The 24,117-nt window shown below is 54.5% G+C and carries 22 protein-coding genes; 8 read left to right on the plus strand and 14 right to left on the minus strand.

The window, feature by feature from the left end:
* Nucleotides 1-329: 329 nt before the first annotated feature.
* The 8 genes from proX to ACCW76_RS17745 form a co-directional block, all read right to left on the minus strand.
* Nucleotides 330-1,325, minus strand: coding sequence for a glycine betaine/L-proline ABC transporter substrate-binding protein ProX (proX, locus tag ACCW76_RS17710; protein WP_436339503.1), 996 nt, complete (start codon nt 1,323-1,325; stop codon nt 330-332).
* A 63-nt stretch (nt 1,326-1,388) separates the two neighbouring features.
* Nucleotides 1,389-2,609: a glycine betaine/L-proline ABC transporter permease ProW gene (gene proW, locus ACCW76_RS17715; RefSeq protein ID WP_436339505.1), complete on the minus strand. Its 1,221-nt coding sequence runs from the start codon at nt 2,607-2,609 to the stop codon at nt 1,389-1,391.
* Entirely contained in the window at nt 2,606-3,802 is a 1,197-nt protein-coding gene (proV, locus tag ACCW76_RS17720) for a glycine betaine/L-proline ABC transporter ATP-binding protein ProV (protein WP_436339506.1), read from the minus strand. The genes proW and proV overlap by 4 nt, the downstream gene beginning before the upstream one ends.
* A gap of 412 nt (nt 3,803-4,214) precedes the next feature.
* Nucleotides 4,215-5,174, minus strand: a complete 960-nt coding sequence (gene nrdF / locus ACCW76_RS17725; protein WP_436339507.1) for a class 1b ribonucleoside-diphosphate reductase subunit beta — start codon at nt 5,172-5,174, stop codon at nt 4,215-4,217.
* An 8-nt stretch (nt 5,175-5,182) separates the two neighbouring features.
* Nucleotides 5,183-7,321 (minus strand): class 1b ribonucleoside-diphosphate reductase subunit alpha, encoded by a 2,139-nt coding sequence (nrdE, locus tag ACCW76_RS17730; protein WP_436339509.1) that lies wholly within the window; start codon nt 7,319-7,321, stop codon nt 5,183-5,185.
* On the minus strand, nt 7,300-7,704 hold the full coding sequence (gene nrdI / locus ACCW76_RS17735; RefSeq protein WP_045834020.1) for a class Ib ribonucleoside-diphosphate reductase assembly flavoprotein NrdI: 405 nt from the start codon (nt 7,702-7,704) through the stop codon (nt 7,300-7,302). Before nrdI ends, nrdE begins: the two co-directional genes overlap by 22 nt.
* 4 nt (nt 7,705-7,708) lie before the next feature.
* Entirely contained in the window at nt 7,709-7,951 is a 243-nt protein-coding gene (locus tag ACCW76_RS17740) for a redoxin NrdH (protein ID WP_038645282.1), read from the minus strand.
* 332 nt (nt 7,952-8,283) lie between these two features.
* Nucleotides 8,284-8,601: a DUF883 family protein gene (locus ACCW76_RS17745; protein ID WP_034825483.1), complete on the minus strand. Its 318-nt coding sequence runs from the start codon at nt 8,599-8,601 to the stop codon at nt 8,284-8,286.
* A gap of 149 nt (nt 8,602-8,750) precedes the next feature.
* Between ACCW76_RS17745 and ACCW76_RS17750 the strand changes: the two genes are divergently transcribed.
* The 4 genes from ACCW76_RS17750 (at nt 8,751) to ACCW76_RS17765 (ending at nt 12,077) form a co-directional block, all read left to right on the plus strand.
* Complete coding sequence (locus tag ACCW76_RS17750; RefSeq protein ID WP_038645285.1) at nt 8,751-9,089, plus strand: DUF2002 family protein; 339 nt, start codon at nt 8,751-8,753, stop codon at nt 9,087-9,089.
* A 134-nt stretch (nt 9,090-9,223) separates the two neighbouring features.
* Complete coding sequence (mmuP, locus tag ACCW76_RS17755; RefSeq protein WP_436339510.1) at nt 9,224-10,633, plus strand: S-methylmethionine permease; 1,410 nt, start codon at nt 9,224-9,226, stop codon at nt 10,631-10,633.
* Complete coding sequence (gene mmuM / locus ACCW76_RS17760; protein ID WP_436339554.1) at nt 10,623-11,558, plus strand: homocysteine S-methyltransferase; 936 nt, start codon at nt 10,623-10,625, stop codon at nt 11,556-11,558. The genes mmuP and mmuM overlap by 11 nt, the downstream gene beginning before the upstream one ends.
* Nucleotides 11,559-11,654: 96 nt before the next feature.
* Nucleotides 11,655-12,077 (plus strand): hypothetical protein, encoded by a 423-nt coding sequence (locus tag ACCW76_RS17765; RefSeq protein WP_038645291.1) that lies wholly within the window; start codon nt 11,655-11,657, stop codon nt 12,075-12,077.
* A 95-nt stretch (nt 12,078-12,172) separates the two neighbouring features.
* Here the strand turns inward: ACCW76_RS17765 and speG are convergent, their stop codons facing one another.
* Complete coding sequence (speG, locus tag ACCW76_RS17770) at nt 12,173-12,718, minus strand: spermidine N1-acetyltransferase (protein WP_034825496.1); 546 nt, start codon at nt 12,716-12,718, stop codon at nt 12,173-12,175.
* Between the two features lie 229 nt (nt 12,719-12,947).
* On the opposite strand from speG, the gene ACCW76_RS17775 reads away from it, so the two are divergent.
* From ACCW76_RS17775 to ACCW76_RS17785, 3 genes are read left to right on the plus strand one after another with little or no spacing between them, the layout of a single operon-like run.
* Nucleotides 12,948-13,907 (plus strand): ABC transporter substrate-binding protein, encoded by a 960-nt coding sequence (locus ACCW76_RS17775; RefSeq protein WP_045834017.1) that lies wholly within the window; start codon nt 12,948-12,950, stop codon nt 13,905-13,907.
* A 21-nt stretch (nt 13,908-13,928) separates the two neighbouring features.
* Nucleotides 13,929-14,774, plus strand: a complete 846-nt coding sequence (locus ACCW76_RS17780; RefSeq protein ID WP_052059489.1) for an ABC transporter permease — start codon at nt 13,929-13,931, stop codon at nt 14,772-14,774.
* Nucleotides 14,774-15,559 carry an ABC transporter ATP-binding protein gene (locus tag ACCW76_RS17785; RefSeq protein WP_045815848.1) on the plus strand — a complete coding sequence of 262 codons (786 nt, stop codon included), beginning with the start codon at nt 14,774-14,776 and terminating at the stop codon, nt 15,557-15,559. Before ACCW76_RS17780 ends, ACCW76_RS17785 begins: the two co-directional genes overlap by 1 nt.
* A 57-nt stretch (nt 15,560-15,616) precedes the next feature.
* Here ACCW76_RS17785 and ACCW76_RS17790 read toward each other — a convergent pair whose 3' ends face one another.
* Genes ACCW76_RS17790 through ACCW76_RS17810 form a run of 5 tightly spaced genes read right to left on the minus strand, consistent with a single transcriptional unit; the run spans nt 15,617 to nt 20,572 of the window.
* Nucleotides 15,617-16,282 carry an ABC transporter ATP-binding protein gene (locus ACCW76_RS17790; RefSeq protein ID WP_045815849.1) on the minus strand — a complete coding sequence of 222 codons (666 nt, stop codon included), beginning with the start codon at nt 16,280-16,282 and terminating at the stop codon, nt 15,617-15,619.
* Nucleotides 16,275-17,108 (minus strand): ABC transporter ATP-binding protein, encoded by an 834-nt coding sequence (locus ACCW76_RS17795; protein ID WP_436339513.1) that lies wholly within the window; start codon nt 17,106-17,108, stop codon nt 16,275-16,277. The genes ACCW76_RS17790 and ACCW76_RS17795 overlap by 8 nt, the downstream gene beginning before the upstream one ends.
* Nucleotides 17,098-17,955, minus strand: coding sequence for an ABC transporter permease (locus ACCW76_RS17800; RefSeq protein WP_034825506.1), 858 nt, complete (start codon nt 17,953-17,955; stop codon nt 17,098-17,100). Before ACCW76_RS17800 ends, ACCW76_RS17795 begins: the two co-directional genes overlap by 11 nt.
* Entirely contained in the window at nt 17,952-19,004 is a 1,053-nt protein-coding gene (locus ACCW76_RS17805; protein ID WP_034825508.1) for an ABC transporter permease, read from the minus strand. Before ACCW76_RS17805 ends, ACCW76_RS17800 begins: the two co-directional genes overlap by 4 nt.
* Nucleotides 19,004-20,572 carry an ABC transporter substrate-binding protein gene (locus ACCW76_RS17810; RefSeq protein WP_436339514.1) on the minus strand — a complete coding sequence of 523 codons (1,569 nt, stop codon included), beginning with the start codon at nt 20,570-20,572 and terminating at the stop codon, nt 19,004-19,006. Before ACCW76_RS17810 ends, ACCW76_RS17805 begins: the two co-directional genes overlap by 1 nt.
* 801 nt (nt 20,573-21,373) lie before the next feature.
* On the opposite strand from ACCW76_RS17810, the gene mgtA reads away from it, so the two are divergent.
* Nucleotides 21,374-24,097 (plus strand): magnesium-translocating P-type ATPase, encoded by a 2,724-nt coding sequence (gene mgtA / locus ACCW76_RS17815; RefSeq protein ID WP_436339516.1) that lies wholly within the window; start codon nt 21,374-21,376, stop codon nt 24,095-24,097.
* The last annotated feature ends 20 nt before the right edge of the window (nt 24,098-24,117 follow it).

Consider the following 24,117-nt stretch of genomic DNA (forward strand, 5'->3'; position numbering starts at 1 on the left):
TAAACACTTTCGCTGCGGAGATTACATCACCAAATCAATGGGTTAATTAACTAAACTGTAACATTTACGGTATCAATACCGTACCAGTTAAAATGATGAATTGCATTCGTTGAGAGGATTTAACCTCAGATAGTGCAGAGATGCGTCTCGGCTTAGCCGTATTCACAGCGGAAGAAAAACGAAGATAATCATTTGTGGTTAATAGTAACCCAAAAAATTATTTCAATGGTGTGTTAATTGACAGGACGTACCAGTGCGCTATAACGCACGAAATGTGCGGGGATGATGGAGAAGAGCGACCAAAAGGCCGCTCTATGAGGGAAAGAGGATTACTTCGCCGCAGCCTGTGCGTCAGAAACCCACTTATCAAACTCGGCCTGATGGCCTTTAATCCAGCCGTCTACGTGGCTGTTAATGTCGGCTTCAGACGCGTGGCCCGCATGCATCGCCGCATTCTCCGCATTGATATCAGCCAGTGGCAGCTTCATTTCCGCAAACAGTTTTGCCGCCGCCGGGTTTTTCTCAGCCCAGGCTTTGTTAGCCACGATATGCATGGTGTTGACCGGGAAGCCATAGTTCATGCCGTTAGGCAGTTTGGTATCCACTTTGCTCTGCGCGCCCGGCATGGATGAGAACGGCACCTGCAGCCACACCACATCTTTGCCCGGTTTTAGCACATCACTTACCCAGTAAGGCGTCCAGGTATAATAAAGAATCGGTTTACCCTGTTTGAAGCGGGTAATGGTGTCGGCAATCATCGCCGAGTAGTTGCCCTGGTTGTGCTCAACGGTGTTGCTCAGCTTGAAGGCATCAATCTGGTGGTTAATCACCGCTTCACAGCCCCAGCCTGGTGTACAGCCGGTGAGGTCGGCTTTGCCATCTCCGTTGGTATCAAACAGCTTGGCGATCTTAGGATCTTTTAGCTGTTCAATATTGGTAATGTGATACTGATCCGCTGTTTTCTTATCGATCAAGTAGCCTTGTGCCGCGCCGGTCACGTAAGTGCCCTCACGGTAGAATTTCTGATCGCCACCGGCAGCGGCGTACATATCATCGTGCAGTGGTTTCCAGTTAGTCGCCATAAAGGTGGCATCACCCGCTGCAATGGTGGTGTAAGCCACGTTGTAATCCACTTCGCTTGGCTTATCGACGGTGTAGCCCAGCTTTTCCAGCGCACGGCTCACCAGCAGCGTCTGGAAGGTCTCTTCGGAAATGGTGCTCTGAGCGGGTTTAACCGTAATGCCTTTACCGGGCAGGTCGGCGGCGGACACGTGGGTTGCGGCAAACGTCGTCAGGACGGCGGCGAATAGAGCTGTCTTGCGCATAGTCATTCCTTATTTTACGTGTAGCGTCGGAGACGGACGGCCACGGCGGGCCGTCCAAAGAAATCAGACTTTTTTACTGAAGGGGCGTAATAACAAGCCAACGGGGCCGGTGTTATACCAGTGGCGACTACCACGGCTGCGGCTGTCACGGCCAACAGATTGTGTCAGGCGGTCAAGAATAATCGCGAGGATAACGATACCGACACCGCCAACACTGGCGAGGCCCATATCCAGGCGACCAATACCGCGCAGGACCATCTGACCAAGACCGCCAACAGCGATCATCGAGGCGATCACCACCATCGACAGTGCTAGCATCAGTGTCTGGTTGACACCCGCCATGATGGTTGGCATCGCCAGCGGCAACTGCACTTTAAACAGCATCTGGCGGGGGCTGGCACCAAAGGACTCGCTGGCTTCAATCAGATCAGCGGGCACCTGTTTAATGCCAAGAATGGTCAGACGTACAATCGGCGGCAACGCAAAAATAATGGTCACCACCACACCAGGCACGTTACCGATACCGAACAGCATCACGATTGGCACCAGGTACACAAAGGCGGGTGTGGTCTGCATCGCATCCAGTAATGGACGCACAATTCTCGCCGCACGCTCACTGCGCGCCAGCCAGATACCGAGCGGTAATCCAATGATGATGCAGAACAGCAGGGCGGTCAGCACCAGCGCCAGCGTCACCATCGCTTGCGACCAGGCGCCGATCATGCCGATCAGCACCAGTGAAATCAGCGTGGCAATACCCATCGCCGGGCTGGCAATCTGCCAGGCGATCAGCGCAAACAACGCAATCGCAACGGGTGCAGGCAACCCCATCAACAGATTCTGGAAGGCACTGAGGATATAATCCACTGGCACGCGAATGCCCTGGAACACCGGGCGGAAATGGTTCACCACCCAATCGATGCCTTCCGTCACCCAACGATCCAGCGGGATCATGGTGTTGTGGAAGGGGTCCATAATATTGAAATGTTCAGGTTTCGGCGCCGGTGCGCTGCTTAGCCAGTCGCTGCTACTGGCCGCCGAGGAGGCCGCATCATGGCCTGCACTGGAGGCGGCATCATGGCCTGCGCTGGAGGCAGCATCCGAACCGGTGCTGGAGGCATTGCCCCAGGCATCAGTAGAACCTGAACTGGCACTGTTATCCGCCGGGGCAGCACTCCCGCCCCAGGGATCGCTACTGCTGGCCGCCGCACTCGAATCTGTTGTGGCAGGTTGCGGCGTGGTCTGGCTGGCGCTGTCCCACGGATTGCTGGTTTGTTCACTCATGACTGGGCTCCTTCACGATCTAAAGCGCGCAATAGCATGCTTTTGGAAATAATACCGACGTACTGATTCTCCTCGCCCACCACCGGCACCGCGCAGGGCGCTTGGGCTACGTGGGAGAGCAAATCGTTCAGTGAGGTATCCGCAGGAACCGCTAACGGCGTCTCAAGCAGGGCGCTATCCAGACCTTCACCCGCGGCCAGTGCTGCTTTAAGTGAATCGGTTGAAACCACGCCGACAAATTTCTGTTTCTCCAGCACATAGCCAAATTCGCGGTCCTCATCCTGCAGCAGTTTGATAGCGGATCGCGGTCCAAAACCGGCCGCTTTACGAATCAGGGCGCCAGCGCTACGACGGGCGATATCCTTAGCGCTAAACACATGGCTGATATCGACACCCCGGAAGAAGGTGCGCACATAATCGTTCGCGGGATTATTCAGAATCTCATCCGGCGTGCCGACCTGAACGACTTCGCCGCCCTGCATGATGGCGATGCGATCGCCAATACGCATCGCTTCGTCGAGATCGTGAGAGATAAACACGATGGTACGCTGATGTTTCGCCTGCAGTTTCACCAACTCATCCTGCATTTCAGTGCGGATAAGCGGATCGAGGGCGGAGAAGGCTTCATCCATCAATAATATATCGGGATTGATTGCCAGCGCGCGGGCTAATCCGACGCGTTGACGCATACCGCCAGAGAGTTCATCCGGGTAGGCGTGGGCATAATTATCCAGTCCCACCTGACGCAATGCTTCCAGCGCTTTTTCCTGACGTTCCTGTAACGCAACGCCCGCTAATTCCATGCCGAAGGCGGTATTATTGAGAACCGTCATATGGGGCATTAATGCGAAGGATTGGAATACCATGCTGATCTTATTTCTGCGCACTTCACGCAGTTCAGCATCCGATATTTTCGCAATATCGACACCGTCAATGATCACCTGGCCGCGAGTGGGCTCGATCAGACGATTGAGAAGGCGAACCATGGTGGATTTCCCTGAACCGGAGAGCCCCATGATGACGAATATCTCGCCTTCTTCAATGGCCAGACTGGCATTTTTTACGCCGACTGAGAGACCGGTTTTCGCCAGAATCGTCTCTTTGCTTTCGCCTTTCTCAATCAGCTTAAATGCCTTTTCGGGGTGATCCCCAAATACCTTATATAAATTCTTTACTTCGAGTTTAATTGCCATGCAGTAATTAATTTCCCGGTTAAATGTTTAGCTATTTCTTGTAATGATCTCGATTAAATTTAAGCGCCCTATAACCTAGCATAGTGAGAATATCTGACAACCCTTGATGCGGATATTTGGTTGAGCGAGCGTGCGCAGATTGTCGATAATTCCAGTGTTCACAAGGGATGAGGGCGAATCATTTTTTTCTGAATTTTTTGTGAATTTAACCCGCTTTCATGGCAAATGCTCAGTGAAACACGAATAAATTGCGCTTATGTAGACGATATAATGGACGAATTAATGGCGCTAAAATGACAAAATAATGAAGATGAAAAAGGGAAATAACGAGGGAATATTTGTCAGTCTGAAGAGGAAATATGAAGGCGATGAAAGGGCGCGCTGTGGCGCGCCCTGTGTTGCAGGCCTGAGGCTAGAAATTCCAGTCCTCGTCTTCGGTTTCCACGGCTTTTCCCATCACGTAGGAAGATCCTGAACCGGAGAAGAAATCGTGATTTTCATCGGCATTCGGTGACAAAGCAGAAAGAATCGCCGGATTCACCGTGGTTAGCTCTGATGGGAACAACGCCTCATATCCCAGATTCATCAATGCCTTGTTGGCGTTGTAGTGCAGGAAGGTTTTTACCTCTTCCGCCCAACCGACATCCGCATACAGCGCTTCGGTATACTCCACTTCGTTTTCATACAGCGCCAGCAGCAAATCGATGGCAAATTGCTGCAGCTCTTCACGGCGTGCATCGTCGACTTTTTCCAGTGCCTTCTGGAACTTATAGCCGATGTAATATCCGTGCACCGCTTCATCGCGAATAATCAAACGAATCAGGTCAGCGGTGTTGGTCAATTTGCCACGGCTTGACCAGTACATCGGCAGCCAGAAACCGGAGTAGAACAGGAACGATTCCAGGAACACGCTGGCGATTTTCTTCTTCAGCGGGTCCTCGGCACGATAGTGCTCCAGCACAATCTTCGCCTTGTTCTGCAACGCTTCGTTCTCTTCACTCCAGCGATACGCGGCATCGACATCGGCGGTGTTGCACAGGGTGGAGAAAATCGAGCTATAGGAACGCGCATGCACTGCTTCCATAAAGCTGATATTCGATAGCACCGCTTCCTCATGCGGCGTGATGGCGTCTTCCATCAGGCCCGGCGCGCCGATCACGTTTTGGATGGTGTCGAGCAACGTTAACCCGGTAAACACACGGATGGTCAGCTGCTGTTGCTGGTGGTCCAGTGACTGCCATGCCGGCAGATCGTTGGACAACGGCACTTTTTCCGGCAGCCAGAAGTTGCTGGTCAGACGGTTCCACACTTCGAGATCTTTTTCGTCCTGGATACGGTTCCAGTTAATCGCTTGAATTTGTTTAAGTTGCATAGTTTTCATCACAATGAGCAGGAGACGCAGCCCTGCACCTCAGTGCCTTGTAGCGCCATCTGGCGCAGACGAATGTAATAGAGCGTTTTGATGCCTTTCTTCCACGCATAAATTTGCGCTTTGTTGATATCACGCGTGGTGACGTCATCGCGGAAGAACAGTGTCAAAGACAAGCCTTGATCGACATGCTGCGTCGCTTCGGCGTAGGTATCAATAATCGCTTCTGGGCCGATGGAATACGCATCCTGATAGAGATCCAAGTTGTCATTAGTCATAAACGGCGCCGGATAGTATACGCGGCCGGTTTTGCCCTCTTTGCGGATCTCAATACGCGACACAATCGGGTGAATACTCGAGGTGGCGTGATTGATGTACGAAATTGAACCGGTAGGCGGAACCGCCTGTAAGTTCTGGTTGTACAGGCCATGCTGCATCACCGATTCGCGCAATGCCTGCCAGTCGGCCTGCGTCGGCAGCGCAATGCCTGCATCGGCGAAGAGCTGTGCCACGCGAGCGGTGCGCGGCAGCCAGGGGCGATCCACATATTTATCGAAGTAGTGACCGTTGGCGTATTGCGACTGGTCAAAGCCGTCAAAGCTTTGTTTACGCTCTTGTGCCAGCAGGTTAGAGGTGCGCACCGCGTGATAGGTCACGCAGTAGAAGTAAAGATTGGTGAAATCCAGCGCCTCTTCCGAGCCATAAGCCATGCCTTCACGCGCCAGGTAACCATGCAAGTTCATCTGACCCAGGCCCACTGCGTGTGAACGGCGATTGCCTTCCGCCACTGACGGCACCGAGTTGATTTCGCTCATCTCAGAAACCGCTGTTAAGGCGCGTACCGCCGTTTCCACGGTTTGTGCCAGATTGCGGGAATCCATGGCATGGGCAATGTTCAGCGAACCGAGATTACAGGAGATATCTTTGCCCACGCGACGATAGTTGAGATCGTCATGGAATTCGCTGGCGCTGTTAACCTGCAAAATCTCCGAGCACAGGTTGCTCATGTTGATGCGACCAGCAATCGGGTTATGACGGTTCACGCTGTCTTCGTACATGATGTACGGATAGCCAGACTCAAACTGAATTTCGGCCAGCGTCTGGAAGAAATCACGCGGCTTAATATAAGTCTTACGGATGCGATCGTCCGCCAGCATCTCTTCATACAACTCGCTAATGCTGATATCACCAAACGCTTTACCGTAAATACGCTCAACGTCGTACGGCGAGAACAGCGCCATATCGCGATTCTCTTTCGCCAGCTGGAAGGTGATATCGGGGATCACCACGCCCAGTGACAGCGTTTTGATACGGATCTTCTCGTCAGCGTTTTCGCGCTTAGTATCGAGGAAGCGGAAAATATCAGGATGGTGTGCGTTCAGCCACACCGCGCCCGCGCCCTGACGTGCGCCGAGCTGATTCGCATAAGAGAACGCATCTTCCAGCATCTTCATCACCGGAATCACACCAGACGACTGGTTTTCGATACGCTTAATTGGCGCACCGGATTCACGTAGGTTGGAGAGCAGGAATGCCACGCCGCCGCCACGTTTGGAGAGTTGCAGCGCCGAATTCACCGCACGGCCAATCGATTCCATGTTGTCTTCGATGCGCAGCAGGAAGCAGGACACCAATTCACCACGCTGCTGTTTACCGCAGTTGAGGAAGGTTGGGGTGGCTGGCTGGAAGCGGCCACTGAGCATTTCTGCCAGCAATTCGCGTGAGAGCGATTCGTTGCCGCGTGCCAGCGTCAGCGCCACCATGCAGGCGCGCTGCTCGAAAGTTTCGAGATAACGTTTACCGTCGAAGGTTTTCAGCGTGTAGCTGGTGTAAAACTTCCACGCCCCCAGGAAGGTGTGAAAACGGAAACCCCAGGCATCGGCTTCATCATGCAACTGGCACAGGAAATTAAAGTCGTACTGATTCAGTACTGTGGCTTCATAGTAGCCTTCCGCCACCAGATAGCGCAGGCGATCGCCCGCCGAGGCGAACTGTACGGTATTCGGCTCTACGTGCTGCAGGAAGAACTGGCGCGTGGCCTCATGATCTTTTTCAAACTGAATGCGGCCATCGGCGTCATACAGGTTCAGCATCGCGTTGAGCGCGTGATAGTCCAGCTGCGTGCTGTTCAGGGTGTCTGTCGTTGCCAAAATTGGGTTACTCCCGCTTTTACATTAGCGATATCGTCGGGGGTTCCCATCAGCTCAAAGCGGTAGAGATAAGGAACCTGACATTTCTGCGCAATAATGTCGCCCGCCAGGCAGTAGCCTTCACCGAAGTTGCGGTTACCGGCAGCAATCACCCCGCGAATACCGCGTCGGTTGGCGTCATCATTAAGGAATTGAATCACTTGTCTGGGCACCGCACCTCGCGCGCTGCCGCCTCCGTAGCTCGGCACCACTAAGATATAGGGCTGGTCGATATTGAGGCACTGCTTGCCATCCAGCGGAATGCGGCGAGCAGGCAGTCCCAGACGAGTGATAAATCGGTGCGTGTTTTCCGACTGGCTAGAGAAGTAGACCAGTGGGAACATCGCCTTATCCCCCTACTGCAGCGAGCTGGCGCAGGCTGGCGATTTTGTCAGGGCGGAAGCCGCTCCAGTGGTCATCATGGGTCATGACAACGGGCACCTGGCGATAGCCGAGGGATTTGAGGTTATCAATGGCTTCAGGCTGGGTATCGAGGTTGATCAGCTGATAGTCGATACCTTTGCGGTCCATGGCATTTTTTGTCGCGTTGCACTGGACACAGTTGTTTTTAGTGTAAATAATAATGCGCATGATTCGTATTTCCCTTTGATTGCGGTCTGGATGCGAGATACGAAGCAAAATCCTATTTGCAGCGAACTTCGTCCTTGACGACATCTGGTAGCGAGTTGATGGGTTGAATACTAGATGTAGTGCTCGTGGTGGTCAAGCCCACCAGATATAGGGTTTTGTTATTTTGATCTTCGGATAATCGCTAACACCAGAGATCATGCGCCTTCCAGGCCCGAAATTTTTTTTGTAAAGGCGCAGGGCGTGAAATTTAGGTCAAATTTTGTGCGTATTCATTCACCACAGGCATAAAAAAGCCCCGCAATCGCGAGGCTCTCTTTAAACGCCAGTGGCGGTTAACGGCGTGACATCAACAGTGCCCCAAGCACCAGACCCACAGCTGCACCGACACCTACGCCATGCCAGGGTTTATCGTGCACATAGGCATCAACCTGATAACTGGCGTCACGCGCTGCCTGAGAAACACGGCTGTTGCCGTTATTCAGTTTTGCGCGAGTCTGTTTTAACAGCGACTGCGCTTTGCTGCGCGCGCTGTCCACTTCGTCTTTGGCTTCGCTGCCGTAAGATTTAAGTAATGCTTCGAGCGAATCTGCCAGCTCATTCACATCCTGATTAATATCAATGTCATCGTTTTTGCTTACGCGATTAAACATTTTTTCGCTCCCTTTGATTTAACAAGTAATACTTAGTGTAGACGAAACGTGACTAAACGCAGGCGTATGCCAGGCTTTAGGGAAATTCCGAATGTCCTGTATGTCGGGCTGTTGTAAGGTTGCGGGGCTGTGAGAAGAGAGGAGCAAGCATGTATTTACGTCCGGATGAGGTAGCGCGCGTACTGGAAAAGGCAGGGTTCGAAATGGACGCCCTGACGCCGAAAATCTACGGTTATCGTCGTGGTGAAAGCTATGTCTACGTCAATCGCGAAGCGCGCATGGGCCGCACCGCATTGATCATTCACCCCACGCTGAAAGAGAAAAGTCAGCACTTTGCCGAGCCCGCCTCAGAAATGAAAACCTGCGATCACTACACGCAGTTCCCGCTTTATCTGATGGGTGAATCCCAGGAACACTACGGTATTCCGCACGGTTTTAGCTCGCGTATTGCGCTTGAGCGCTATCTGCAAGGCGTATTTGGCGCCTGATGTTGTGCCCCGTTGACGCGGGGCCACCCCTCGATATTTAAAACCCTTACCCTTTGCCACGTTGCAAATTGCTACGCTGGCGCGTATAACCCTGTGTCCATATAGATGTTCAGACGTCCATACGGATAAAAATAATGCAAACGCAGGATACTTCTTCGCAGGAAAACTTTAAGCGCACCATGAAAGTGCGGCATCTGGTGATGCTGTCGCTCGGCGGCGTGATTGGCACCGGACTCTTCTTTAACACCGGCTATATCATCTCGACCACCGGCGCAGCGGGCACGCTGCTGGCGTATCTGATCGGGGCGCTGGTGGTGTGGCTGGTGATGGTGTGCCTGGGGGAATTGGCCGTGGCGATGCCGGAAACCGGCGCGTTTCATGTCTATGCCGCGCGCTATATCAGCCCGGCAACCGGCTACACTGTGGCATGGCTCTATTGGCTAACGTGGACGGTGGCGCTTGGCTCCAGCCTGACCGCCGCCGGTTTCTGCATGCAGTATTGGTTCCCCGCTACGCCCGTGTGGCTATGGTGCCTGGTGTTCTGCATCGCCATCTATCTGCTGAATATCGTCTCCACGCGTTTCTTCGCAGAAGGGGAGTTCTGGTTCTCTATCATCAAAGTGGTCACCATCATTGCCTTTATCATTCTTGGCGCGGGCGCGATGTTTGGCTTTATCCCGATGAAGGATGGCAGTGCCGCACCGGGATTAAGTAACCTGACGGCTTCAGGCTGGTTACCGCACGGCACCTTGCCCATTTTGATGACCATGGTGGCAGTGAACTTTGCCTTTTCCGGCACAGAGTTGATCGGTATCGCCGCCGGTGAAACCGAGCAGCCGCAGAAAGCCCTGCCGCTGGCAATTCGCACCACCGTAGCACGATTGATTATCTTCTTTATTGGTACAGTATTTGTGCTGGCGGCGTTGATCCCGATGGATCAAGCTGGCATCGTCAAAAGCCCGTTTGTGTTGGTGTTCGAGAAGATCGGCATTCCCTACGCGGCTGATATCTTCAATTTCGTGATCCTGACGGCGATCCTTTCCGCCGCCAACTCGGGGCTGTATGCATCGGGCAGGATGCTGTGGTCACTGGCGAATGAGAACACGTTGCCGCGCTGTTTCGCCCAGGTGAACCGCCGTGGGATACCGGTGCTGGCTATCACCGTCAGTATGATCGGTGGCTTGCTGGCGCTGTTTTCCAGCGTGATCGCGCCGGATACCGTGTTTGTGGCGCTGTCAGCCATTTCAGGTTTTGCGGTGGTGGCGGTGTGGCTGAGTATCTGTGCCTCGCACTATGTGTTCCGTCGTCGCCATCTGGCCGCAGGTGGTTCGCTGCAACAACTCGCCTATCGCGCGCCACTCTATCCTTTAACGCCGATTCTCGGTTTCCTGCTGTGCCTGCTGGCGTGTGTGGGGCTGGCCTTCGATCCTTCACAGCGTATTGCGCTGTGGTGTGGCATTCCATTTGTGCTGTTCTGCTATGCCGCATACCATGTCACGCATCGACGTAACCTGAAGGCCGGGGAGGCCAATGATGTCGCGTAATCCTGTCGCAGAAGCGTTAACTCAACACGACACACTGATTCTGGATGGTGCGCTGGCCACCGAACTGGAGGCGCGCGGCTGTAATCTTGCCGATGCGTTGTGGTCTGCCAAAGTGCTGATGGAAAATCCTGAGCTGATTTATCAGGTGCATTACGACTATTTTGCTGCTGGAGCCAATGTGGCGATCACCGCCAGCTATCAGGCCACACCGCAAGGCTTTGCGGCGCGTGGACTGGATGAGGCGCAGGCACTGGAATTGATTACGCAAAGTGTGAAGCTGGCACAGCGTGCGCGTGATGATTATCGTGCGGCATCAGGCAGTGAAGCCGCTTTGCTGGTGGCCGGCTCCGTTGGGCCTTATGGCGCTTACCTTGCGAATGGTGCTGAGTATCGCGGTGATTACGCCCTGCCAGAAGCGGAGATGAAAGATTTCCATCGCCCACGCGTCAAGGCGCTATTGGACGCGGGCGTGGATTTGCTGGCGTGTGAAACCTTGCCGTCGTTTGCTGAAGCGCAGGCGCTGGTGAGTTTGCTGGCAGAGTTTCCGGACAGCAGCGCATGGTTCTCCTTCACGCTGCATGATGCGCAACACATCAGCGACGGAACGCCGCTCAGCCAGGTCGCCGATCTGGTGAATACCGCACCGCAGGTGGTGGCGATGGGCATCAACTGTGTGGCGCTGGAGAGCGTGACACCAGCGCTGCAAGCCCTGCAGGCACTGTGTGCCTGGCCGCTGCTGGTCTATCCCAACTCAGGCGAACAGTACGATGCCAGCAGCAAAACCTGGCACTCGGCACCGTCGGGCTGCACGCTGCACGATAAATTCCCTGAGTGGCAGCAAGCGGGCGCGCGGCTGATTGGTGGCTGTTGCCGCACCACGCCACAGGATATCGCGGCGATTGCCGCCTGTTGTCAACCGCAATAAAGACCAGAAAAGCAGCACTGATAGCGCGATTGAGGCGAGTGAAAAGCGGGATAGGGCAGTTTAGACTGTCCTATCTGATTCTATTGCGGACCTGCCATGAACCTGCGACATCTTCTTCCTGCCACTGCATTGCTGCTGAGCGGCTGTGCCACCATTGTCGGCACGGAAACGCAGCCAGTAAAAATCGATTCTGTCCCGCAAGGTGCACGTTTCACCGTACAGGATGAGACGGGCCGCGCGGTGGCGCAGGGCTACACGCCACAAACCGTCGAGCTGGCAAAATCCACCGGCAATTACTTTGGTAAGAAGCATTATCAGGTGATGCTGGAGAGTCCGGGCTATGTACCGGTGACGCTGCCGATCGAGGCCAGTGCCAACTTGTGGTATCTGTTAGGCAACATCCCGTTACTGGGCTTCCCCGGCTGGCTGCTGGTGGATCCGTTCTATGGCGGCATGTACGACCTGAAACCCGAACATCCTCAGCCACGTCTCAACGTGGTGGGGGCGCGCGGCGGTTAAGGTCGGAGGGCGGCAGAAATGGCGTCATGCCGCTCACATAAGCCGGTGAGTGGATATTTAACCCCATGCGCATGGGGTTAAAGACCACACAAGTCTTATTGCGCTGTCGGCTTCACCATCGCATGACCGGATTTATGCTGTGCCAGATACTGCTGCTGGAAAATGCACATCCGAATGGTATTGCGATATTCACCATTGATGAAAAATTCGTGCTTCAGCACGCCTTCCACTTCAAATCCCAGCTTGGTGTAGATGTGAATCGCTTTCTCATTCTCCTGATCAACGATCAGGTAGAGTTTGTAGAGATTCAGCACCGAAAAACCGTAATCCATCGCTAACTTTGCTGCCTGGCTGGCTAAACCTTTGCCCTGATGTCCCGGATCGATAATGATCTGAAATTCAGCCCGACGATGCACATGGTTGATCTCGACCAATTCAACCAACCCCGCTTTTTGCCCGTCATGTTCGACAACAAAGCGGCGCTCGGTTTGATCGTGAATGTGTTTGTCATAAAGATCCGACAGCTCCACAAAGGCTTCGTACGGCTCCTCAAACCAATAACGCATCACGCTGGCGTTGTTATCTAACTGATGCACAAAGTGCAGATCTTCTCGCTCAAGCGGACGCAATTTCACCGTCATACGGTGTTCCTTCTGTTGAAAAACTGGCGTGAGTATAGCGCCATCCGCCAAAGGTTGCTTTCGCACCAGTGTGATCTCCAGCAGAGGATTTCTGCACCGATTCAGTGCGCGGTCTCCACCTCATTTCCCCATCACAATGGGTTTTCACAATCTGGCACAGCCATTGCTTGGCTTGTATAGATAAGACTATACAACCGTTGTTTTTCATCACCTTTATCAGGAGTGGAAGATGGGCAAGCCAGTGAAACACGTTGTTCGTGCATTAACCGCCGTAGTCCTGTGCGCCAGTGCTTTAGCCGCACAGGCAGCCGACACCAAAGTCGCTATCGGTATTTCCGGCTGGACCGGATTTGCCCCACTGACGCTAGCCGATAAAGCCGGGATCTTTAAAAAGCACGGCCTTGATGTCGATGTGAAGATGATTCCGCAGAGCAGCCGCCATCTGGCGGTGGCTTCCGGCACCATACAGTGTGCAGCCACCACGGTGGAAACCTACATCTCCTGGAACGCTGCAGGTGTGCCGATCAAGCAGATCGTTCAGCTGGACAAATCTTATGGTGCTGATGGCCTCGCCGCCCGCAGTGACATCACCAGCATCAAAGATCTCAAAGGCAAAACCATCGCGGTGGATGCGCCCGGCACTTCACCGTATTTCCTGCTCGCGTGGATGCTGGATAAAAACGGCATGACGATGAAAGACGTGCGTCTGGCAACCATGGCACCTCAGGCGGCGGCCCAATCTTTTGCGGCGGGTCAAAACGATGCGGCTGTGACCTATGAACCTTATCTCTCGGTGATCCGCAATCAGCCTAAAGCCGGCAAGATCCTCGCCACCACGCTGGATTACCCGATGGTGATGGATACGCTGGGTTGCACGCCTACCTTCCTGAAAGCACACCCTGATGCCGCAAAAGCGCTGGTGGCCAGCTATTACGATGCGCTGGAGATGATCAAACAGCAGCCGGACAAGTCTAACGAGATCATGGGTGCAGCAGTGAAATCCACGGGCAAAGAGTTTGCGGAATCAGCCAGTTATTTACGTTGGCAGGGACCGGAAGAGAACAAGAAATTCTTCAATGGCGAAATTGAAACCTTCAGTGATGAAGCAGGCAAACTGCTGCTGCGCGCGGGCGTGATCAAGAAAATGCCGGATGTGAAGAGTTTGTACGACGCCAGCTTCGTACAGTAAAGCAGGAGAAAGGAGATGGAGATGAGTAAAAGCCAACCCGTCACTCCGCCAGCCGCGCTGCCGGATGCGCCACAGCGCTGGCACAATCCGTTAATGGTGCCGTTGAAAGCGATTTCGCTGCGGTTACGTATTGCGCTCGGCGTGGCGTTCTTTGTGCTGTTTATCGCGGTGTGGACGCTGGTGACGCTGGGCGGCATGGTGTCGCCTACTTTCCTCGCGGACCCGTTGACCATGCTGCAACAAGGCGTGCTGTTGTTCACCGAGTACAACTTCTCGCTGGATATTGGCATGACAGTGATGCGGGTACTGTCGGGCTTCCTGCTGGCGGCCGTGATAGGTGTGCCGCTGGGCATCATGATGGGCGCCTACAAAACCTGGGAAGCCTTTCTCGAACCCTTCGTCTCCTTTTGCCGGTATTTACCGGCTTCGGCTTTCGTACCGTTGCTGATTCTGTGGGCCGGTATCGGTGAAACCCAGAAGATCCTGGTGATCTTTATCGGCTCCTTCTTCCAGATCGTATTGATGGTGGCGGTAACGGTGAGCGGTGCCCGTCGCGATTTGGTGGAGGCGGCTTACACGTTAGGATGCAGCAACCGCTCGATCGTGCGTCGTGTGCTGATCCCCGGCGCGGCACCGGGCATTGCCGAATTGTTACGTCTGGTACTTGGCTGGGCGTGGACATACGTCATTGTTGCCGAACTGATCGGATCGGAAAGCGGCATCGGCCATATGATCGTCGATAGCCAGGCGTTACTGAATACCGGGCAGATCATTTTCGGCATCATCGTTATCGGCTGTATTGGCTTGATCTCTGATTATCTGTTCAAAGTGCTTAACCGGCGCTTGTTTGCATGGAGCACTCTGTAATGAAACACAGCAAACTCAACGTGCGCGGTGTCGAGCGCATTTTTACCGGTCCCAAAGGCGAGCAGACTCAGGCGCTACAGCCGATTCATTATCAGGTGGAAGAGAATGATTTCATCACCATTCTCGGCCCCTCGGGCTGTGGGAAATCCACATTGCTGCGCATCATCGCCGGACTGGACACACCCACGCGTGGAGAAATCTGGCTGGACGGTAAAAGCGTGGAAGGACCGGGTGCCGATCGTGGCATGGTGTTCCAGAGCTACACACTGTTCCCGTGGCTGACGGTGGAAGAGAACATTCGCTTTGGCTTGCAGGAGCGCGGTATCAGTGCAGCCCAGCAGAAAGAGCGCAGCGATTACTACATTCAGCAGGTGGGATTACGTGGTTTCGCGCAGCACTATCCGCGCCAGCTCTCGGGCGGCATGCAGCAACGCACCGCGATTGCCCGTGCGCTGGCCAACGATCCCAAGGTGCTGCTGATGGATGAGCCTTTTGGCGCACTGGATAATCAGACGCGCGTGATGATGCAGGAGCTGTTGCTATCGGTATGGGAGCAGTCGCGCAAAACCGTATTGTTCGTGACGCACGACATTGATGAAGCGATTTTTATGGCCAACAAGGTGGCGATTTTCAGCGCCCGGCCGGGTCGCATCAAGCAGGAGGTGGCGGTGAATTTCAATCAAGGACGTGATTACACCATTAAAACCTCACCGGAGTTTATGGCGTTGAAGGCCGAAGTGACCGAATCGATTCGCAGTGAAACGATGCAGGCGATGGCGCATTGAAGGACTCAAATGTGTAGCGGCGCAATTTATCGCACCGCTACGATTTAGCTTAACGTCTTACCCGACAATCCGTCCCAGTGCCATATGCGCTGCACGATCGCACATATGATCGATCACATCAGGATCGTGACTCACCAGCACCATGGTCAATCCGTCATTCTGCTTTAAGTCATTAAGCAGGTTGAGGATTTCCGCCTGCACCGACATATCTAACGCCGAGGTTGGCTCATCCAGCAACAGGATCTTCGGCTCCAGCAGCAGGGCGCGCACAATGGCTACGCGCTGACGCTGGCCGCCAGAGAGCTGATGCGGATAACGATCCGCCAGCGCTGGATCCAAACCGACATGGCGAAAACCGTCGTTGATACGATCGTCGATATTATCGCGCTTCAGCATCTTCAAAGGCTCGGCCAGCGTACGGCGCAGACGATGGCGTGGATGCAGTGAGGCATACGGATCCTGAAACACCATCTGCACATCACGACGCAGCGGGCCGGTAAAGGCTTTACCTGGCTGCACATCGGTGCCGGCCAGTTGCATGCTGCCGCTCCAGAACGGGTTCAAACCGGCCATCACCCACAGCAGCGATGACTTGCCGCAGCCCGATGGCCCGACCAGGCCAAAACACTCGCCCGCGGCCACCTGCAAAGAGACGTCATGCACCACGGTGCGCAGCTCATAGCCCTGCTTGTGCGACACGCTTAGATTGTTTAACTCAATCATGGTCTGCCTCCAGCGCAGCGCGATCCAGCACTGGCAAGCGTTCACCGTGCGTCGCTTTGCTGGGACGACACGCCCACAGCGTGCGCGTGTAAGGGTGAGTCGCATTGGCGAGTTGGGCCGCAGGCAGCGTATCCAGCAGGCGACCTTTGTACATCACCATCACGCGATCGCAGTGTTCGGAAACCTGTTGCAGATCGTGGCTGATCAGCAGCAAGCCCATATTACGCTGCTCCACCAAACGACGAATCAGTGCCAGCACCTGATCGCGCATCGCATGATCGAGCGCCGAGGTCGGTTCATCGGCAATCAGCAGTTCAGGATCGGTGATCAATGCAATCGCTAGCATCACGCGCTGTCCCATACCGCCTGAAAGCTGATGGGGATAGCGTTTCATTAGCTGGCGCGGATCGGGCAAACCCACCGCATCCAGCATCTCGCACACTTTCTCATTGCGCTCAGCACGGCTCAGTTTGCGGTGCAGCACCAGTGGCTCTTCGACCTGCCAGCCAATGGTACGTGTTGGATTAAGGGCGTATTTGGGGTCCTGCATCACCATCGCGACTTTACCGCCGCGCAGGGCGATCCAGTCACGTTCGCGCACGCTGAGCGCATCGGCACCCACCACCTGTAAGCGTTCGGCCTGCAACTGCAATGAAGGAGAGAGCAGCCCCATCAGCGAGCGGGCGGTCAGTGATTTGCCCGAACCCGACTCACCCACCAGCGCCACGCGTTCACGGCCAATCTGGAAGGCGATATTATCGACTAACAGCGTACCTTCATTGCGGATGGACAGCCCCTGGGCATCAATTAACAGATCATTTGGCATGACGGGTATCCAGTCGGTCGCGCAGGCCATCGCCTGTCAGGTTAAACGCCAGGCTGGCGAACAGAATCGCGCCACCCGGTGCGGCGGCCACCCACCATTGGTCGAAGATCACTTTACTGCCTTCCGCTACCATCGAACCCCATTCGGCTGTTGGCGGCTGCACGCCCATGCCAAGGAAGCCGAGGCCCGCAGCGGAGAGAATGATGCCGCCGAGGCTCAGCGCCGCGCGCACCACGGCGGTTGGCAAACACAGCGGTAAAATGTGCCCGAACATCAAACGCAAACCGGTAATTCCCTGCATGCGTGCGGCAGCCAGATAATCACTGCGGCGCAGTGCCAGGGTTTCCGCACGAGCCTGACGGGCAAACGGCGGCCAGCTGGTTAATGCCAACGCCAGCGCACCGTTCATCAATCCCGGACCGAGCATCGCCACCAGCGCCAAAGCAATCACCAGATTCGGCAGCGACAGGAAGATATCCGTGATGCGCATCAGCACGCGCTCGGTCCAGCCGCCAACGTAGCCAGCGGTAATGCCGACCAACAGACCAACCGGTATGGTCAGCACCAGAATCAGTGACACCAGCAGCAGCGTAGGACGCGCACCGTAGATCACGCGTGATAATAAATCGCGGCCAAAGCCATCGGTACCGAACCAGTGCAGTGCAGAAGGGGCTTGTAAGCGTTGGGCGATCACCTGGGCGTTAGGATCAAACGGTGCCAGCAGTGGGGCGAACAGTGCCATTGCCACCACGATCACCACCAGCGTCAGGCCGATGGTCAGTGAAGTCACGCGCGCACGGCGGCGGCGCGGACGAACTGTCTCCAGTTCAGAGAGTTGTTGAGTCATCGGGTTCTCGGATCGGTTAACCAGGTGAGGGCATCGGCCACGGCGTTGAGCAGAATAAAGCAGCTGCCTATCAGCAGGGTCGAGCCGAGAATCGCTGGTGTATCAGAGGAAAATAGTGCGTTAGTCATATAACGTCCGACACCTGGCCAGGCGAAGACTGTTTCCGTTAACACCGAGCCTTCCAGCAGGGTGGCGTAGGAGAGGGCGATGACCGTGATCAGCGTCCCCAGCACGTTGGGGAAGATATGACGCAGCAGGATACGAGTCCGCCCTGCGCCTTTGGCGCGCGCCAGAATCACATACTCTTTGCTGCTCTCTTCTAACAGCGCGGCACGCAATAAGCGTGTAATACCGGCCATCGCTAACAGGCCAAGAATCACCACCGGTAGCCACAGGTGCGCAATCGCATTGCGGAACATCTCAGGATCGCCAGATAGCCAGCTATCAATCAGCACAAAGCCGGTTTTCGGCTCCAGCGTGTAGATCCAGATATCATCCAACTGTCCCGGCCCGGCAGACCAGTGCAGCACGGCGTAAAACAGCAGCAGACCGAGCAGACCCAGCCAGAATACCGGAACGGAATAGCCGAGCAGCGAGATAAAGCGCGCCACGTTATCAATCACGCTGCCCGGCTTCCACGCGGCCAGCAAGGCTAATGTGATGCCAAACACGGCGGCAAAGATCATTGCGCAGGTGGCGAGTTCAATGGTGGCGGGGAAGGTGCGCATCAAATCCGCACTGACGGGCTGATTGGTCAGATGCGAGAGACCTAAATTACCCTGCGCCAGATGGCTGATATAACGCCAGAACTGTACTAAGACGGGCTGGTCGAGTCCGAGGTCGTGGCGCACCTGAGCGTAAGTTGCCTCGCTGGCATGGTCACCGGCGATTTGCTGCACCGGATCAACCGGTGACAGGTGCGACAACATGAAAGTAAACGCTAACAAACCGATCAGCGTCACCAGCAGCGATAACAGGCTGGTGACCAGACGGCTAAAACGTTGCCAGAGTGGCCGGGCGAACCCGGCCTGTGAAGCAGACACTGCCATTACTTAGAGACCTGCGAGTAATACACCATGTCTGGGTTAATCCCCTGCACATAGCCTTTCAGGTTATCGCGCAGCGCAATCAGGTTGCGAGCCTGCAAGCCGATCACGTATGGCGAGTTCTTCAGTACTTCACGCTGCATCGACTGGTACAGTTCAACACGCTTGTTGCTGTCCGCTTCGGCGGTGGCGGCCAGCGTCTGTTTGCTCAGCTCAGGAATATGCCAGTCTGAACGGTAAGCAATGGTTTTACTGCCATCTTCAGGGTTATAAGCAAAGGAGGCGGCGTTGGTATTCGGATCGAAGTAGTCCGCGCCCCAGGCGTTCAGCGTGGCTTCGTACTGATGCGCTTTCACGCGGGTAGAGACTTCAGAACTCAGACCCGGCTGCACCTCCACCTTCACGCCACCTTTAGCAAAGCTGCCCTGCAGCGCCTGCGCGATGTCGAGATACGGCGGTTGGTTGCTGGTGGAGAGTTTAAAGCTGACGTTGGTCAGGCCGGCTTTCTTCAGAATCGCTTTGGCTTTTTCCGGATCGTAGCTGTACGGCGTGTCATTCAACGCGCCGAGGAAACCTTTTGGCAGGAAGGTCTGGTGCACTTCGAACTGGCCTTTCAGCAGGTCGTTGGCAATACCTTTATAGTCGAACAGGTAACGAGCGGCTTCCCACAGGGCTGGATTCTTCAGCACCGGATTTTCACCCACGTTGAACTGGATGTAATAGAGCGAGGCCATCGGAATCGCTTCGGTCTTCACGCCTGCTTTGCCTTTCAGCGCTGCGATTTGGTCAGCACCGAGGTTACGTGCGATATCCACATCGCCCTGCTCCAGCAGCAGACGACGGGCAGCTGGCTCCGGCACGTTCTTGATCAGAATGTTTTTTAGCTTCGGAGCGCCAGCCGGTGACGTCGGGTTGGCGGTCAGCAGCACCACCTCATGCAGCACCACTTTACGGATCTGATACGGGCCGCTACCGGCTGAGTTAGTGCCTAACCATGCATGGCCGAAGTCACCATTTTTGGCATTCGCCTGCGCGGTTTTCTCATCCACAATCGAAGAGACCGGCGCAGACAGCAGGCTCAGCACATAGGCCGGGCTGACGTTGGCGCTCCAGCTGATCTGTACGTGGTTGTCATCGACTTTCTTCAGGAAGGTATCGACGTTGTCTTTATTCCAGCCGAGCTGGGTCAGAATAAAAGAAGGATCGAGATTCAGTTTCACCACACGGCCCAGAGAGAAGATCACATCTTCCGGACGCAGCGGATTGCCGCTAGCGAATTGCGCGCCTTTACGCAGTTCAAAAGTCAGGCTGCGATTGTCACTGCCTGGCGTCCACGAGGTTGCCAGCGTTGGCTTCAAATCGGTGGGATTGGTCGGGTCTGACTGGACCAGACGTTGATAGATGTTAGTAAACGCTTGCACCGTGGTGAGTTCAAAGCCCTGCGCCGGATCAAAGCTATCAGCATCATCAGTCGACTGCGCAATCACCAGCGTATCTTTTGGTGTTGCGGCCTGAGAGGAGAAGGCGGCTACCAGCGATAACGCCAGCAGTGAGGGAATGATTTTTTTCATGTTGTTTCCTTGCCTTAAAAAAGTAACGCGAGTTTACGAGAGCGCCGTAATGAAGAATAGTCAATTTATGGCTATGCATATGCTTTACGGTTCTAAGCGCGGCGGATTGGTTATAAGCCTGTTAAATATACTGTTATTGTTATCGTGCCGCGCAGTGCTACAGACTCGCTAATTTTTGTCCTTTCATCAACCAAATCACAACGGAATTTAAACTCGTTGCTGAACGGAAATAATTAACTTTACTTCGAAGTCTTCAGGAATATAATGGCGCCAACTTCAAACAGGAGAATTCAGTTGGACAGTCACCCTTTTAGATGGCAACACAAGGCAAGCTGACGCGCGAATTCTTTTGTCGCTGCTTGCCAACACGGCGGGCAGCAATCCTCTCTCCTTTCTGATGATTGTTCCCTTTTCAACGATAGTAGCGGATAGATATCCGTGGGAATTTCATCATGCACATGATTTTAAACGCACTTTTTCCTCCGCCTCGATGCGCGCGCTGATCTTCAGCGTGCAGAATTAACCGCTGTTATGGCGCGTTTCAGCACGTCCATAGTCAGGCTAACTGGCAAATCTGGACTGACTGAAGATCGCTCTCTGCGGCATCATTGACATCGTCATCGCTATTTCTCGTTATTTTAACGAGCGAATTTCTTCGTCTTTTATTTACGGGAGGTAATATGGAAATTCCCGATAGGTTATTTTTAATCATCTAACGCATCGTCGTTAATTTAATGTATCCCCGTTAATGTGCTCCCCGCACAGGGACTGTTATTGCCGTAATAATAGAGGAATGTCATCATGACTGACATGAAACTCAACCAGGAAAAAAAATCCTGGAGCAACGCACGCCCGCAGCGTCAGAAAACGCCGCGCTATCTGATTGAAGATGAAGCCGGTTTCACCGCCGATGAAACCCTGGTTCGCCTGCGCAGTGATGCGCTGGGCCTGAGCGAACGCGAAGCCGAAGCGCGTCTGGAAGTCTATGGCCGTAATCAGGTGGCGCATGATAAAGCGCCGCACGCGCTGATTCAGCTGATCCAGGCATTTAATAACCCGTTCATCTACGTATTAATGGCGTTGGCAGCGGTGAGTTTTTTCACTGACTACCTGCTGCCATTACGTAAAGGCGAGGAGACCGACCTGACCGGTGTCATCATCATTGTGACGATGGTAACGCTCAGCGGTTTGCTGCGCTTCTGGCAGGAGTTCCGCACCAATAAAGCCGCGCAGGCGTTGAAATCTATGGTGCGCACCACTGCCACCGTGCTGCGTCGGGAATCGGCCCAACAGCCCCCGGCTAAACAGGAAGTGGATATTGCCACTTTAGTCCCCGGAGACATTATCTATCTGTCTGCTGGCGATCTGGTGCCTGCCGACGTCCGTTTGCTGGATTCGCGTGACCTGTTTATCAGCCAGGCGATCCTGACCGGTGAATCACTGCCCGTTGAGAAATATGACGTCACGGGCCACGTCACCAGCAAAGGCGCGGGAGCGAGCGATCACGGGGCTTCACTGCTGGAACTCGGCAGCGTGTGTCTGATGGGCACCAACGTTTCCAGCGGCAGCGCCAAAGCCGTGGTAGTAGCAACCGGCGGCGAAACCTACTTTGGCAGCCTGGCGAAATCGATTGTCGGTAATCGCTCGCAAACTGCTTTTGATCGTGGCGTGAACAGCGTCAGCTGGCTGCTGATCCGCTTTATGCTGGTGATGGTACCGGTCGTGCTGTTGATTAACGGGTTAACCAAAGGTGACTGGCTGGATGCCTCGCTGTTTGCGCTGGCAGTGGCGGTGGGTCTGACCCCGGAAATGCTGCCGATGATTGTCAGTTCCAACCTGGCAAAAGGTGCGATTGCCATGTCGCGCCGCAAAGTGATTGTTAAACGACTGAACGCGATTCAAAACCTCGGCGCGATGGACATCCTGTGTACCGATAAAACCGGCACGCTGACCCAGGACAACATCATTCTTGAGCATCATCTGGATTGCGCTGGAGTGGAAAATTCGCGCGTACTGATGCTGAGCTGGCTCAACAGCCACTATCAGAGCAGCACGCCGAATCTGATGGATCGCGCCATTCTACGCTACGGCAAAGATCGTGTGACGGCGGACATGGGTGACTATTACGCCAAAGTGGATGAACTACCGTTTGATTTTGTGCGTCGCCGTGTATCGGTGGTGGTGCGCGATCGCCGGCTCAATCAACAGATGCTGATCTGCAAAGGTGCAGTAGAAGAGATGCTGAGCATCGCTACGGCTGAGCGTGAAGGAAAACTACTTCAGCCGCTCGACGAAAAACGCCGCGCAGAGTTGCTGGCGCTGGCACATCAATATAATGAGCAGGGCTTCCGCGTCCTGCTGGTGGCGAGCCGTGTGCTGGAGGAGCCGGGCTTGCAGCAGGCGCTGAGCGTCGCAGATGAGCAAGGGTTAACCGTGGAAGGGCTGCTGACTTTCCTCGATCCGCCTAAAGAGAGTGCCGCCAAAGCCATTACCGCGCTGCGTGACAATGGCGTGAGCGTCAAAGTGCTGACCGGCGATAACCCGGTGGTCACTGCACGGATTTGCCAGCAGGTGGGCATTGATAGCGGCGAGATCGTGACAGGCGATCAGATTGCGATGATGAGTGACGAACAATTGGCGGAGGCGGCAGCACACAGCGCGGTGTTCGCCAAACTGACACCGCTGCAGAAATCTCGCATCTTGCGTGCATTGCAGCAGCAAGGGCACACCGTCGGTTTCCTCGGCGATGGGATTAATGATGCGCCAGCTCTGCGTGATGCCGATGTCGGAATTTCAGTGGATAGCGCAGCGGACATCGCCAAAGAGTCTTCTGACATCATCCTGCTGGAAAAGGATCTGATGGTGCTGGAAGAGGGGGTGATGAAAGGGCGTGAGACCTTCGGCAACATCATCAAGTATTTGAACATGACGGCCAGTTCCAACTTCGGCAATGTGTTCTCTGTGCTGGTAGCGAGCGCCTTTATTCCGTTCCTGCCGATGCTGGCGATTCATCTGCTGATTCAGAACCTGATGTATGACCTGTCTCAGCTGGCATTGCCATGGGACAAAATGGATCGTGAGTTCCTGCGCAAACCGCGCAAATGGGACGCGCGCAATATCAAACGCTTTATGCTGTGGATTGGGCCAACATCATCAATCTTTGATATCACGACGTTTGCTGTGATGTGGTACGTGTTTGCCGCGAATACGCCGGAAATGCAGTCACTGTTCCAGTCCGGTTGGTTTGTAGAAGGATTGCTGTCACAGACGCTGGTGGTGCATATGCTGCGCACCCAGAAAATTCCTTTCATCCAGAGCCGCGCCGCGTTACCGGTACTGCTGACCACGGCATGTGTGATGATTGCAGGCATCCTGCTGCCATTCTCCCCATTGGGGCACATGGTGGGATTAACGCCGTTGCCGTGGGCTTATTTCCCATGGCTGGTTGCGACGTTGTTAGGTTACTGCGTGGTCGCGCAGGGCATGAAAATGCTCTACATCAAACGCTTCGGCCAGTGGTTCTGACCCCATGGAGGCGCTATGCG

The organism is Pantoea sp. C8B4, assembly GCF_051336905.1.
GTDB lineage: Bacteria > Pseudomonadota > Gammaproteobacteria > Enterobacterales > Enterobacteriaceae > Pantoea > Pantoea rwandensis_B.

Excerpts from the sequence above, each read along its gene's own strand:
- proX (WP_436339503.1), bottom strand. The coding sequence starts at position 1,325 with ATGCGCAAGACAGCTCTATTCGCCGCCGTCCTGACGACGTTTGCCGCA.
- proW (WP_436339505.1), bottom strand. The coding sequence starts at position 2,609 with ATGAGTGAACAAACCAGCAATCCGTGGGACAGCGCCAGCCAGACCACG.
- proV (WP_436339506.1), bottom strand. The coding sequence starts at position 3,802 with ATGGCAATTAAACTCGAAGTAAAGAATTTATATAAGGTATTTGGGGAT.
- nrdF (WP_436339507.1), bottom strand. The coding sequence starts at position 5,174 with ATGCAACTTAAACAAATTCAAGCGATTAACTGGAACCGTATCCAGGAC.
- nrdI (WP_045834020.1), bottom strand. The coding sequence starts at position 7,704 with ATGTTCCCACTGGTCTACTTCTCTAGCCAGTCGGAAAACACGCACCGA.
- ACCW76_RS17740 (WP_038645282.1), bottom strand. The coding sequence starts at position 7,951 with ATGCGCATTATTATTTACACTAAAAACAACTGTGTCCAGTGCAACGCG.
- ACCW76_RS17745 (WP_034825483.1), bottom strand. The coding sequence starts at position 8,601 with ATGTTTAATCGCGTAAGCAAAAACGATGACATTGATATTAATCAGGAT.
- ACCW76_RS17750 (WP_038645285.1), top strand. The coding sequence starts at position 8,751 with ATGTATTTACGTCCGGATGAGGTAGCGCGCGTACTGGAAAAGGCAGGG.
- mmuP (WP_436339510.1), top strand. The coding sequence starts at position 9,224 with ATGCAAACGCAGGATACTTCTTCGCAGGAAAACTTTAAGCGCACCATG.
- mmuM (WP_436339554.1), top strand. The coding sequence starts at position 10,623 with ATGTCGCGTAATCCTGTCGCAGAAGCGTTAACTCAACACGACACACTG.
- ACCW76_RS17765 (WP_038645291.1), top strand. The coding sequence starts at position 11,655 with ATGAACCTGCGACATCTTCTTCCTGCCACTGCATTGCTGCTGAGCGGC.
- speG (WP_034825496.1), bottom strand. The coding sequence starts at position 12,718 with ATGACGGTGAAATTGCGTCCGCTTGAGCGAGAAGATCTGCACTTTGTG.
- ACCW76_RS17775 (WP_045834017.1), top strand. The coding sequence starts at position 12,948 with ATGGGCAAGCCAGTGAAACACGTTGTTCGTGCATTAACCGCCGTAGTC.
- ACCW76_RS17780 (WP_052059489.1), top strand. The coding sequence starts at position 13,929 with ATGAGTAAAAGCCAACCCGTCACTCCGCCAGCCGCGCTGCCGGATGCG.
- ACCW76_RS17785 (WP_045815848.1), top strand. The coding sequence starts at position 14,774 with ATGAAACACAGCAAACTCAACGTGCGCGGTGTCGAGCGCATTTTTACC.
- ACCW76_RS17790 (WP_045815849.1), bottom strand. The coding sequence starts at position 16,282 with ATGATTGAGTTAAACAATCTAAGCGTGTCGCACAAGCAGGGCTATGAG.
- ACCW76_RS17795 (WP_436339513.1), bottom strand. The coding sequence starts at position 17,108 with ATGCCAAATGATCTGTTAATTGATGCCCAGGGGCTGTCCATCCGCAAT.
- ACCW76_RS17800 (WP_034825506.1), bottom strand. The coding sequence starts at position 17,955 with ATGACTCAACAACTCTCTGAACTGGAGACAGTTCGTCCGCGCCGCCGC.
- ACCW76_RS17805 (WP_034825508.1), bottom strand. The coding sequence starts at position 19,004 with ATGGCAGTGTCTGCTTCACAGGCCGGGTTCGCCCGGCCACTCTGGCAA.
- ACCW76_RS17810 (WP_436339514.1), bottom strand. The coding sequence starts at position 20,572 with ATGAAAAAAATCATTCCCTCACTGCTGGCGTTATCGCTGGTAGCCGCC.
- mgtA (WP_436339516.1), top strand. The coding sequence starts at position 21,374 with ATGACTGACATGAAACTCAACCAGGAAAAAAAATCCTGGAGCAACGCA.